We start from the raw sequence: 12,110 nt of genomic DNA on the forward strand, positions 1-12,110 counted from the left end.
GCCGAGAAACAAAACTGCCTGCTCACCCTCTCGCGCTACGCGATTTCGCGCCAAATTAGAACAGCTTGTCACCGGAGTACCACAAAAGTTGTAGTAGGCTGCTGCTCGTACCTATCCCCAAAGGAGCTTCACCCATGCGTTTTGCTGTCCCCCACAGCTTGACGGCGGTCCTCGTTGCGCTCTGTTTCATGCTCACGCCATCCGCCAAGGCAGATACGTTCTCCTTCACCACCATAGGTCCCACGGACCTGGGCTACTTCGTCGCCGTGGACGACTTCGGCGATTACACGGTCCGGCGGTACGATGCTTCTGGTAACTCCCCGTGTGGCGCGAACGCGCAGAGCTGTTACCAGACCTACAGCGCCTACACCGGACAGACCAGCTACACCACCTATCAGCCCGTACTTGCGAGCGATCCATCTCCGGCGGCTGGCCCCGGTTGCACGGTGAGTGCTTCCACCGTTCCCGGCGCCACGTCCTTTTGCAACAACGGGCACGAGGCTCTCGGCAACATCGACGGGGTCTGGTCCGTGTACAACGGCGCAGCCGCGCTCATCTTCGGTGGGGCGCCGGCGAACTCCATCGGCATCACACCGTCCGGCAATCTGTTCTGGGCAGACGGCTACCACGAGAACCTCGTCCTCGCTCTTGATCTGACGACGCTCGCCGCACCGGTGCCGATCCAGGTCAGCACGCCAGAGCCAGGCAGCCTTCTGCTGCTGGCAACGGGCGCGCTGGGCGTCCTGGGCGCGGCGCGGCGCAGATTCGTCAGCTAACCTTCCACTTTCCAACCCGATCGGCCCGGTGCGGCCACCCCGCAAAACACCGCGGGAGAGCCGCCCGGGCCGTCTCTGCGTTGAAACGCGAGATACTAACGGGCATGGCCGAATTCCTCAGTTCCGCGCCGCAAACCGGCAACACCCGCAAACTTCTTCTGATCGGGCTCGTCGTCGCGCTGGCGCTGGCGACCGGTTTCGCCCTCTTCTACCACCACGAGAACCACGCTCCGTTGCAGGCCACGGCCACGCGCGTTCTCACGCTTCCGCTGCACACGGTGTACGGCAGCAACGCCAAAGGCGGGGCCGCGGCCATGGAGGCTCCGGAAACTGAGGACTCCATCTATGTGATTCCGCTGCTGCGGGTGGAGAACACCAGTGACGTGCCGCTCTTCATCAAGGACGTGACCAGCTCAGTCACCCTGCAAGACGGTCGCGACAATCCGGGACGGCGCATCGGAGCGCGCGATCGCGAGCGCCTGCAGGCCATGGTTCCGGGCATCACTCCCCTGGTGAAACAGACCAACCTGCCGCCACTCGATCCAGAGGGGCAGGTTGCCCCGCATAGCACCGCCGAGGGCTACGCCATCTTCCTGTACACCATGCCGTCCACCGAGTGGGACAAGCGCAAGGCCGCCGACGTGCGCCTCGACTTCTACCATCAGGACGCGGCGACCATTCCGCTACCGAAGTAGCGCGGAGCCCGCCAGACCGGTTCACTCCCCTTTTGGCACCGAGAGATACCCGCCTACCACGTCCTTGCTGATGCTGTTGACCATTACCTCAAAGAGCTGCGGATTCTTGCCGCTGTAGAACTGCACCGGCTCCAGCACGGTCTTGTCCTTCTTCTCGATGTTGCGATCGTCGCTGCTGACCATCAGCGTGTAGCGGCCCTTCTTTTCATTGGTCTTCTTCAACTGCAGCTTGACGGTGGACAGTAGAGTCGGCGGCGCGTTCTTATGCAGCGTGAATTCGTAGTAGCTGCGATCTCCGCGATGCTTCAGCACCTCGAGTTCGTCGTGGTTCTTGGCGATCAGGCCGCTCATCACGCCGGCATCGCCAATCGTCCTCTGCAGGATCTGCTTGGTATCCGCCAGGTCCGTGCGGGTTGCGGCAACGTCGGTCTTGGTGGTGGCGACCTCCGTTTTCACCGACGAAACCTCTCCCTTCACCGCGCCCAGTTGCTTGGACGTGTCCGCCTGCGAGGCTTCGAGGCGGGTGGCGTCACTCTTCTGCTGCGCGGCAAGTGCAGCGGCGCGCTGCGCCAGTTCCTGCTGCCGCTGCTGGGCTGCGGTCATCTGCTGGTCGACCATGGCGCTGTTCGCCCGGAGGCGTGCGTCCGCCTCCTCCAGCCGGCGGTTGATGGCCGTGCTTCCCTGCTCCGCAACCATCAGCTTCTCTTCGGTATCCGTCAGCCGCTGCTGCAGCAGAAAGGCCCACAGCAGCGCCCCGATGGCCAGCACCAGCGCCGTCGCGGTGGCAATGGGCAGCCACGCTCCGTGTCGCTCGGCGTTGCCCCGCGAAGGATCGACATACTCCCGGTTCGGATCCGGCTCCAGCATTCTGCGAACTCCTGTGGCGGCAGCGGCCGCTCATCCTGCCAGTCTCGCGCGTTCGCTGGCGGTCGGCAACGGCCATCGCCAGCACTGCTCGTACCATGAACACAATGCAGCACCCCGACGTCGTCATCGCCGGAGCCGGCGTGATCGGCCTTTCTCTTGCCCTGGAACTGCGCCTGCGCGGCTGCACCGTGCTTGTCCTGCAACGCGAACAGCCGGGCCTGGCGAGCCGCGCCGCCGCCGGCATGCTCGCTGCGCACGATCCGCACCATCCAGCCCCGCTGCAGCCCCTTGCTGACCTGGCGCTCGAGCTCTACCCCGCGTATCTCGACAGGGTTCGCGCCGGCAGCGGGCACGCCGTCCCGATACAGACGGAGCAGGTCGTTGAGGCCGACCCTACCGGCGAACCTGGCCGAAACCTGCTGCCTACCTTGTCGGCCGACGCCGGGACGTTCGTGCTCCGACCGGAGCAGAGCCTGGACCCACGCGATCTGCACGCCGCGCTTCGGGCCGCCGCGACCCAGGCGGGTGTACTAATTCGAGACGTCTCCGCAGGCACGCTCCTCGCCGCACCGGACGTACCGTTGACGGTCGACTGCACCGGCGCGTGGTCACCCGGCCCGGTCCGCCCGGCGAAAGGCCAGATGTTGCGCGTGCAACTGCCGCCTGCCGCGCTTCGATTGCGGAGCGGAAATGCGGTGGTGCGGACCGACGACATCTACATCGTTCCCCGGCTGGACGGCTCTGCGCTGATCGGCGCGACCGTGGAAGACGCCGGCTTCGACCTGGCCATTCACGACGCAGATCTGACTGCGCTGCGAGCACGCGCAGCCGCCGTACTACCCCTTGCGGCCGATGCGCCGGAACTGGAGCGATGGTCCGGGCTGCGTCCGCGAACGGCAGACGATCTGCCGATTCTGGGCGAACTTGCGCCCGGTCGCGTGGTCGCCAACGGCCTGTTTCGAAACGGCATTCTGCTCGCTCCCGCTGTGGCTCGGGTTATGGCGCAACTCCTGACCGGCAAACCTCCAACGATCCCGCTGGACGCCTTTGCACCCGAACGGCTGGCGCTCCAGGATCGGTGAGGCAAGCGAACGCCGCACGCCGTAATGGTGCCCGGCGTTTAACAGCCCTCCTCCGAATACGATTGCGAGCCAGAACTTCAGACCACGAGCCACGGCACACGCGGTAATCGCGCGGCTGTGATGACAACCGCACAACCCACCAGCTATAACTCGCTCCAACACGCGCGCGCAGGAGCCCAGATGCCGACCGAACCTACCGACACCAAGGCCGAGACCAAAACCGAGAAATCCGCACCACGCGGCCTGGAAGGCATTGTCGCCACCACCAGCTCGATCTGCTGGATCGACGGCGACGCCGGCGTCCTCTCCTATCGCGGCATCGACATCCACGAGCTCGCCGCGCATTCCACCTTCGAAGAGACCACGTTCCTGCTCTGGTTCGGACATCTGCCCACCGAAGTAGAGCTGAAGGACTTTCGCCAGAAGCTCGCCGATGCACGCGCCCTGGACTGGCGCGTCGTTGAGTTCCTGAAGCAGATTCCGCCGCGCTCCAACCCGATGGAGGTGCTGCGCACGGCCGTCTCGCTCATGGGCATCTCCGACCCGGACGATAGCGACAGCTCGCACGCTGCAAACATCCGCAAGAGCTTTCGCCTGACTTCACAGATCGCGATGGTCGTGGCCACCTTTGATCGCCTGCGCCGCAAGCTGCCCATCGTGGAACCCGACCGCAGCCTCTCGCACGCAGGCAATTTCCTGTGGATGCTTACAGGTGAGAAGCCCATCCACGAAGCCGAGCGCGCCTTTGACGTTGCGCTGATCCTGCACGCGGACCACGAACTGAACGCCAGCACCTTTGCCGCGCGCGTGATCGCGGCCACGCTTTCCGACGTTCACTCCGCCATCACCGGAGCCATCGGCGCTCTAAAAGGCCCGCTGCACGGCGGCGCCAACGAAGCTGTGGCCAAGCTCCTGACTGAGATCGAAGCAGGGCACGCCGACCCCGTCGAGCATGTGCGCGGCATGCTGGCGCGCAAGGAGAAAGTCTCCGGCTTCGGTCACCGCGTGTACAAGACAGAAGATCCGCGTGCCACCCACCTGCGCCGCATGTCCAAGGACCTGTCGACCGCCGCGGGCAACACCAAGTGGTACGACATGTCGGAGGCGATCGAACAGTTCGTGCGCGGCGAAAAGAAGCTGAACGCGAATGTGGACTTCTACTCCGCCAGCACCTACACCACGCTCGGCATCCCGACAGACCTCTTTACGCCGATCTTCGCGGTCAGCCGCATCTCCGGCTGGGCGGCGCACGTGATGGAGCAGCACGAGAACAATCGCCTTATCCGCCCACGCGCGGACTACACTGGCCCGGCTTACCCTGCGCCCTACATCCCCGTCCAGGACCGGTAGCTATCACCGCACTGGGCTTCCGATCCGCTGTTTGGGAACGGAAGCTCAGTGCTGACGCGCGAAGGCCGCGGACGCTTTGCCATCAGCGTCCGCCTCCCCGAGCGTCATCGCGGAGATGCATCCCTCCCGCATGGCGTATACGTGCAGCACCTCGCCATCGAACAGCAGATCACCCGAAAGACTCCGCACGACCTGGTGCACTCGCACTCGAACCTTGCCATCCGCTGCCATCAGGATTTCGATCGGCTCGACGTAGGGGTCGAACTCACTCCACTGGCGAGTCCAGTAGGCGCGGATCTCCTCTTTTCCGACTACAGTTCCGCCCTCTGACGCTTTGGGCCAATGCACGTCGCCTGTCATGTACTGCAGGCAGCCGTCGATGTCTCGTTGATTGAACGCGGCATAGACAGCTCGCATGGTGCGCTCGATCTCTTGCTCTTGCATTGCAGGTACGCCTCCTTCCCACCCTAAAGCTTTTCTGGCGGCGAGCGGGGCTGTTTGGCAAGCCGGCCGTCTTGGATGTATACCGGGGTTCGGCGGACTTCTGTCGCCGCACTGCCCGCGAACGAGACACCCGGAGTACACGGCTACATCATGGCTACATATCTGAAACAGGGCGCCACTGCAGTCGCCCGGCAGGAACGCGACCTCCAGGTGCGCGAAACCGTCGAGCGCATCCTGGCCGATGTGCAAGCGCGTGGAGATGCGGCCGTCCGCGAGTTGAGCGTTCGCTTCGACGGCTGGGATCGCGACAGCTATCGCCTGAGCTCCGCCGAGATCGACGCCTGCATGGCCGCGCTTAGCCGCCAGGACATCGCAGACATCGAGTTTGCTCAGACGCAGGTGCGCAACTTCGCTCGCATCCAGCGCGACAGCATGCGCGACGTCGAGGTGGAGACGCTGCCCGGCGTGGTGCTGGGCCACCGCAACATTCCGGTGAACGCCGCGGGCTGCTACGTTCCCGGCGGCAAGTATCCGCTGCTCGCCTCGGCGCACATGTCGGTGATCACTGCCAAGGTTGCGGGTGTGAAGCGTGTGGCCACGTGCGCTCCGCCATTTCAGGGCAAGCCCGCTGCCGCAATCGTCGCCGCGCAGGCCATGGCGGGTGCGGACGAGATCTACTGCCTCGGCGGCGTGCAGGCCATTGCAGCGATGGCGCTCGGCACAGAAAGCATCGCCCCGGTGGACATGCTGGTCGGCCCCGGCAACGCGTTCGTTGCGGAAGCCAAGCGCCAGCTCTTCGGCCGCGTCGGCATCGACCTGTTCGCCGGCCCGACAGAGACCCTGGTCATTGCGGATGACAGCGTGGACGGCGAGATGTGCGCCACCGATTTGCTGGGCCAGGCGGAACACGGTCCCGACAGCCCCGCGATCCTGCTGACCACCTCACGTTCGCTCGCCGAAGATACCCTGCGTGAAGTCGAACGCCTGCTCGGCATTCTGCCTACCGCCGCGATCGCGCGCGCCGCGTGGGAGACGCACGGCGAGGTCATTGTGGCCGTGAGCGACGAAGAGATGGTGCGCATTGCCGACGGCATCGCCTCGGAACACGTGCAGGTCATGACGCGCGATCCCGAGTACTTCCTAACAAACATGACCAACTACGGCGCGCTCTTCCTGGGACCACGCACGAACGTGGCGTACGGCGACAAGGTCATCGGCACCAACCACACCCTGCCCACGCGCAAGGCCGCGCGCTACACGGGCGGCCTGTGGGTCGGCAAGTTCCTGAAGACCTGCACCTACCAGCGCGTGCTGACCGACGAAGCCTCTGCCGAGATCGGCGAAATTTGCTCGCGCCTCTGCGCCCTGGAAGGTTTCATCGGCCACGGCGAACAAGCCAACGTGCGTGTGCGCCGCTACGGCCATCGCGACGTGCCGTACGCCACCGCAGCGCAACCGGTGAAGATTACGGAGCACGCCGAGGAACAGCAGCCCGTCACGGCATGAGCTCCTCGCCTGCATCTCCGGAGCCCTTGCCGAAACTTCCAGCTACGCCTTCCATGCGACTCGATGGAAAGCGCGCGCTGGTCACCGGTGCCGGCCGTGGCATCGGCCTTGCCGCCGCGGCGGCGCTGGCGGAGGCGGGCGCGCACGTAGTTCTGCTTGCACGCTCTGCTGGAGAAATCGAAGCCGCGTCACAGGCCATTCGGCAAAACGGCGGCTCCGCGGAAGCCCTGGCCTGCGACGTGCTGGATCTCCCGGCCGTGCAGCAGGCTATTGCGGACCAGACCCCGTTCGACATCCTCGTGAACAACGCCGGAACGAACCGGCCCGCGCCATTCTCCAGCGTCACGATCGAGGACTTCGACGCCGTTCTCAACCTCAATCTGCGCTCCGCCTTTTTCGTCGCACAGGCAGTGGCGCAGCGCATGATCGCGTCACAGGTTCGCGGCTCCCTCATTCACATCACTTCGCAAATGGGTCACGTGGGCGGCCGCGAGCGCACCGTCTACTGCGCCTCGAAGTGGGCAATGGAGGGCATGAGCAAATCGATTGCGCTCGACCTTGCATCACACGGCATCCGCTCCAATACGATCGCTCCCACCTTCATCGAAACCGAACTGACTCGGCCGTTCCTGCAGGCGAACGACTTCCAGAACTTCGCGCTTAGCAAGATCAAACTCGGCCGTCTCGGAACGGTTGAAGACCTGATGGGCGCCGTCGTCTTTCTCGCGTCATCAGCCTCTGCTCTCATCACCGGCACCAGCATCGTCGTCGATGGCGGTTGGACCGCCGACTAGTTCATCAGCAACACTCAGGAGCCCATGCCCGACCGTATTCTGACCACGCACGTAGGTTCGCTGCCGCGCAGCCGCGAAGTCACCGACCTGATCTTTGCGCAGGAGCGCGGCGAGTTCATCGAGCCCGCTGACTTCGACCGCGTAATCGGCGAGGCCGTGGACGCCTGTGTCGCGCGCCAGGTCGAGTCCGGCGTCGATCTCGTCTCCGACGGGGAGATGTCGAAGATCTCGTACGCTACCTACATCAAGGACCGCATCACCGGGTTCGATGGCGACAGCCCGCGCACGCCGCCTGCTGACCTGGAAGCGTTTCCGAGCTTTCTGGAGCGGCAGGCACGCGGTGGTGGCACGCCTACCTATCGCCGTCCGCGCTGTGTTGGCGAGATCCATCCCAGGACGCTCGCTCCGCTGGACGAAGACGTCGCTCACCTGAAGCATGCCATCGCTGCTCACAAGCCGAACGGTGCCTTCATGAACGCGGCATCGCCCGGCGTGATCGCGCTGTTCCAGCCGAACGACTTCTATCCCACGCAGGACGCCTACCTGGAAGCTCTCGCGGAGGCGATGCGGCCCGAGTACGAGGCCATTGTCGCCGCGGGCTTCATTCTGCAGCTCGACAGTCCCGACTTAGGCCTGGGCCGCCACATGATGTACAAGGACCGCAGCGAGCCCGAGTACCTGCAACTGATCGAGCGGCATGTGGACGTGCTGAATCATGCCCTGCGCAACGTGCCCGGCGACCGTGTTCGCATGCACGTGTGCTGGGGTAACTACGAGGGCCCGCACCACTGCGACGTGGAGATGGGCACCATCCTGCCGGTGCTGATGAAGGCCAAGCCGCAGGGCCTGCTGTTTGAAACGGCAAACCCGCGCCACCAGCATGACTGGACCTACTTCCGCGACATGCTCAGCGTCGTGCCGGAGGATCGCGTGCTGATCCCCGGCGTGATCGACTCGACCACCAACTTCATCGAGCACCCACAGGTTGTCGCGCTGCGCATCCAGCAGTTTGCGGACATCGTGGGCCGCGAGCGCGTGCAGGCCGGCACCGATTGCGGCTTCTCCACCTTTGCCGGGTATGGCGCTGTGGACCCGGAGATCGTCTACGCAAAGCTGGCGACGCTTGCGGAGGGCGCTGCGATCGCCAGCGAACGCATGTGGAAGGCCGCGTGATCCAGCAATCTCTCAAGGACAGGCTTGCCGCGCGCGAGGTCATCGTCGGCACCTTCGTCAAGACGCCCTCACCGATCGTTGCGGAAGTGCTGGCGCTTACGCCGTTGGACTGCATCTGCCTCGACGCGGAACATGCGCCGTTTGACCGCGGCACGCTCGACACCTGCATCCTCGCAGCGCGTGCGGGCGGTATGGATTCGCTTGTTCGCATCCCATCCGCCGCGCCGGAGCACATCCTGAACGCGCTGGACTGCGGCGCAACCGGCGTCGTCGTTCCGCATGTCCGCTCTGCCGAGCAGGCCGAAGCCATCGCCAAGGCCGCTCACTACGGCAACGGCGGTCGAGGCTATGCGGGATCGTCGCGAGCCGCTGGCTACAACACGGTCGCCATGGCGCAGCACCAGCAGAACAGCGCCGCCCGCACCGTGGTCATCGCGCAGATCGAAGATCCCGAAGCGGTGGACGACATCGAAGCCATCGCTCGCGTTTCGGGCGTCGATGCCCTCTTCATTGGCCGCGTCGATCTGACCGTCGCGTACGGTGCGGAAAGCCAGGACGACCCGCGCGTGGTCGCCGCGGTAGACCGCATCGTGACCGCCGCCGTTGCCGCGGACAAGCCGGTGGGCATGTTCCTCGCCCGCGTCGAAGACGTGCCGCACTGGCGGGAACGCGGAGCGACACTCTTCCTCCTCGGCTCCGATCACACCTTCCTGCTGGCGGGTGCTCGCGATCTCGCAGCGCGCGTGAAACACTAAGCGAAACACCACCAGAGGACACACAGAATCATGAGCACGGAGCAGTTTCCGGCAGGCTTTGAAGGACGGGTGCGCTATACCAAGGCACCGGGGCGCAGTTCCGTTGCAGACACAGCCGATGTCGTCGGCCTGGTGCAGGAGATCCTGCGTGAGGTGCAGAACCGCGGTGACGCCGCAATCCGCGAGTACTCGCAGCGCTTCGACAAAGCCGACCTTGATCAATTCGAGGTCAGTGCAGCCGACCGGCAGGCCGCCGTGGATGCACTCGAAAAGCAGACCCGTGAAGACACCGAGTTCGCCATCGAAAACGTGCGCCGCTTCGCGCAGGCGCAGCTCGGCACTATCCAGCCGCTCGAAATCGAAGCGCTGCCCGGCCTGCACCTGGGCCATCGGGTCATCCCCATCGAGCGCGTGGGCGCCTACGTTCCCGGTGGCCGCTTCCCCCTGCTCTCCGCGCCCATCATGACAATCGTTCCGGGCAAGGTCGCGGGCTGCGATGAGGTCGTCGCCTGCCTGCCGCCGAATGCGCATCAGGCGATGATCGCGGGCTGCCATCTGTCCGGCGCAGACCGCATCTTCCGCATCGGCGGCGCACAGGCCATCGCGGCCATGGCGTTCGGCACGGAGTCGGTGCCGCAGGTGAACAAGATCGTCGGTCCCGGTAATGCGTTCGTGAACGAGGCCAAGCGCCAGGTGTTCGGACCGGTCGGCATCGACCAGCTCGCCGGACCGTCGGAGATCTTCGTGGTGGCCGACAGCACCGGCAAGCCCGACCTGATCGCCACCGATCTGCTGGCGCAGGCCGAGCACGACGTGCGCACCCGCGTGGGCCTGATCACCACGGACGAGAAGCTCGCTCTTGCCACCGCGGACGAGGTACAGAAGCAGCTCGAGACGCTCTCCACCGCGAAGATCGCCGCGGAAAGCTGGGCCAACTACGGCGAGATCACGCTCTGTGCCGATGAAGCCGCGATGATCGCCTACTCCGACTTCATCGCTGCCGAGCACCTGCAGGTGCACACCGCAGAGCCGCGCGAATTCGCGAAGAAGCTGCGCAACTACGGCTCACTGTTCATTGGCGAAAACGCCAGCGTGGTTTACAGCGACAAGTGCGTGGGCACGAATCACACGCTGCCCACCATGCACGCCGGCCGCTACACCGGCGGCCTGTGGGTCGGCTCGTATGTGAAGATCGCGACGCACCAGTGGCTCGACGACAGCGCCGTTGGCCTGGTCGCTGGGCCCGCAACGCGTCAGAGCGCCAGCGAGGGCCTGGAGGGCCATCGCCGCGCCGCCGCTGCCCGCGTGGATCGCAAGGCAGCCACCTTCGCCGCGCTCACGCGGTAGGCAAGCCGTACGCAAACAGAAAGGCCCGCGCATCTCGCGGGCCTTCTCTGTTTGCACTGACTACAGCGCTCGTTGCACTGAATTACGCGCTTGCGCCCGCCAGTTCCTCAATCGGTGCCGAAGCAAATACCGGCATCTGTGGCTGCTCGGTGCCACGCACCACGAAGAGTACCGCCGGTGCCGACGAGGTGTTCCGGAAACTGTGCTGCACGCCCACGGGCATCGACAGCGTATCGCCCGCACCCATCAGCAGGGACTCTTCCCCATCACCGTTCTTCCAGCCGACTTCCACCGTGCCGCTCTGGACGAACAACACCTCAACCTCCTTGCGCGCATGCAGCGGCACATAGGCACCCGTCTGCAGCGTCAGCCGGCGCAGGTTAAAGTCATGCGGCCACCATCCCGCAATCGGCCCCGCCGGGAAGTGGTCCGGCGTCTCCTGCGGCACGATCACGCCAGCTTCTTCCACGCCCTCGCCGGCCAGCGGCGACTGGGGATTCGCCACCATCTGCTCGGCGCGGACAACGCAACGCTCAAGCTGCTCCAGCGACGGCGTCTTTAACTGCTCCAAAGCCGCTTCGCTCGGTGGCGTCTCCAACTCGACTTCCTTCAATTCGTAGTTGCCACTGGTCGTGTCAATCAGCTTGCCGCCCTTCGCGAGCTTCAGGCCGTGATCTTCCGCCGCCTTGAACACCGCGGGCGCCCACGTCACCTTGCCGGGATCGTCCTGCCCTAACGGCATCCACAGAAAGCCCTTGCCCTGGTCCAGCTTGCTGAAGCCGCGGAACATATGGATCGGCACGGAGGCGACATCGCCCGGACCAATGTCGAGCGATCCATCTTCCTTATTGGGCCCAAAGTGCAGCCGCCAGTGGCCCGTGTGCACTACGAACACCTCGGCCGTGTCGTGGCTGTGTTGTGAGTTCACGCAGCCAAACGGCTGCCGCGCCCCACCGATGTTGAAGCCATGCTTCTCGCGGATGTGCACATGCTGGTCCGGGCTCTCCGACACTCCGGGCCCGATGATGGTGAAGTTCTCCTTCTCCGTGGATCCGGGCGTGCGCGTATCAATGAACGCCGTGCGGCAGGCCTGCAGGTCGGCATAGCGAACCAGGCGTTCGCGCATCGCCTCAAGCGTCCAGGCGGAAGGATTTATTGCTGACATGTCTGTGCTCCATGGCGCGGCAACAGGTCGCCTCCGCCGAACGAGTCGATTGTACCCACGCGCGAACCGCAGCGGCCGAAATCGGGCGGCTCGCGCCTTGCCTGTGCAGCGCTGGGCGTATAGCTTCATCCCGTGCACGCCGATCCTGATGCTGAC

At 64.8% G+C, this 12,110-nt stretch carries 12 protein-coding genes; 9 read left to right on the forward strand and 3 right to left on the reverse strand.

Features of this window, described 5'->3' with window-relative positions:
- Positions 1-134 precede the first annotated feature (134 nt).
- Both OHL12_RS07910 and OHL12_RS07915 read left to right on the forward strand, forming a co-directional pair.
- Positions 135-776: a PEP-CTERM sorting domain-containing protein gene (locus tag OHL12_RS07910; RefSeq protein ID WP_263413282.1), complete on the forward strand. Its 642-nt coding sequence runs from the start codon at positions 135-137 to the stop codon at positions 774-776.
- 104 nt (positions 777-880) lie between these two features.
- A complete protein-coding gene (locus OHL12_RS07915; RefSeq protein ID WP_263413283.1) occupies positions 881-1,471 on the forward strand; it encodes a hypothetical protein in 591 nt (196 codons plus the stop codon).
- 21 nt (positions 1,472-1,492) lie between these two features.
- On the opposite strand, the gene OHL12_RS07920 is transcribed toward OHL12_RS07915, so the two are convergent.
- Complete coding sequence (locus OHL12_RS07920) at positions 1,493-2,338, reverse strand: hypothetical protein (protein ID WP_263413284.1); 846 nt, start codon at positions 2,336-2,338, stop codon at positions 1,493-1,495.
- Between the two features lie 95 nt (positions 2,339-2,433).
- Here OHL12_RS07920 and OHL12_RS07925 point away from each other — a divergent pair, with 95 nt between their 5' ends.
- Together OHL12_RS07925 and OHL12_RS07930 are read left to right on the forward strand one after the other, a co-directional pair.
- Complete coding sequence (locus OHL12_RS07925; protein WP_263413285.1) at positions 2,434-3,420, forward strand: FAD-dependent oxidoreductase; 987 nt, start codon at positions 2,434-2,436, stop codon at positions 3,418-3,420.
- Positions 3,421-3,600: 180 nt separating this feature from the next.
- Positions 3,601-4,770, forward strand: a complete 1,170-nt coding sequence (locus tag OHL12_RS07930) for a citrate synthase (RefSeq protein ID WP_263413286.1) — start codon at positions 3,601-3,603, stop codon at positions 4,768-4,770.
- 45 nt (positions 4,771-4,815) lie between these two features.
- On the opposite strand, the gene OHL12_RS07935 is transcribed toward OHL12_RS07930, so the two are convergent.
- Positions 4,816-5,214: a nuclear transport factor 2 family protein gene (locus OHL12_RS07935; RefSeq protein ID WP_263413287.1), complete on the reverse strand. Its 399-nt coding sequence runs from the start codon at positions 5,212-5,214 to the stop codon at positions 4,816-4,818.
- A 150-nt stretch (positions 5,215-5,364) separates the two neighbouring features.
- On the opposite strand from OHL12_RS07935, the gene hisD (OHL12_RS07940) reads away from it, so the two are divergent.
- Genes hisD (OHL12_RS07940) through hisD (OHL12_RS07960) form a run of 5 tightly spaced genes read left to right on the forward strand, consistent with a single transcriptional unit; the run spans position 5,365 to position 10,789 of the window.
- Positions 5,365-6,720 carry a histidinol dehydrogenase gene (gene hisD, locus OHL12_RS07940; RefSeq protein WP_263413288.1) on the forward strand — a complete coding sequence of 452 codons (1,356 nt, stop codon included), beginning with the start codon at positions 5,365-5,367 and terminating at the stop codon, positions 6,718-6,720.
- 53 nt (positions 6,721-6,773) lie between these two features.
- Positions 6,774-7,514, forward strand: coding sequence for an SDR family NAD(P)-dependent oxidoreductase (locus OHL12_RS07945; RefSeq protein WP_263413289.1), 741 nt, complete (start codon positions 6,774-6,776; stop codon positions 7,512-7,514).
- A 24-nt stretch (positions 7,515-7,538) separates the two neighbouring features.
- A complete protein-coding gene (locus OHL12_RS07950) occupies positions 7,539-8,687 on the forward strand; it encodes a cobalamin-independent methionine synthase II family protein (protein ID WP_263413290.1) in 1,149 nt (382 codons plus the stop codon).
- A complete protein-coding gene (locus OHL12_RS07955; RefSeq protein WP_263413291.1) occupies positions 8,684-9,442 on the forward strand; it encodes an HpcH/HpaI aldolase family protein in 759 nt (252 codons plus the stop codon). The genes OHL12_RS07950 and OHL12_RS07955 overlap by 4 nt, the downstream gene beginning before the upstream one ends.
- Before the next feature lie 30 nt (positions 9,443-9,472).
- On the forward strand, positions 9,473-10,789 hold the full coding sequence (hisD, locus tag OHL12_RS07960) for a histidinol dehydrogenase (protein ID WP_263413292.1): 1,317 nt from the start codon (positions 9,473-9,475) through the stop codon (positions 10,787-10,789).
- A gap of 82 nt (positions 10,790-10,871) precedes the next feature.
- Here hisD (OHL12_RS07960) and OHL12_RS07965 read toward each other — a convergent pair whose 3' ends face one another.
- Positions 10,872-11,954: a cupin domain-containing protein gene (locus OHL12_RS07965; RefSeq protein ID WP_263413293.1), complete on the reverse strand. Its 1,083-nt coding sequence runs from the start codon at positions 11,952-11,954 to the stop codon at positions 10,872-10,874.
- Positions 11,955-12,110 lie beyond the last annotated feature (156 nt).

Source organism: Terriglobus aquaticus, from assembly GCF_025685415.1.
In the GTDB taxonomy this organism is placed as follows: domain Bacteria; phylum Acidobacteriota; class Terriglobia; order Terriglobales; family Acidobacteriaceae; genus Terriglobus; species Terriglobus aquaticus.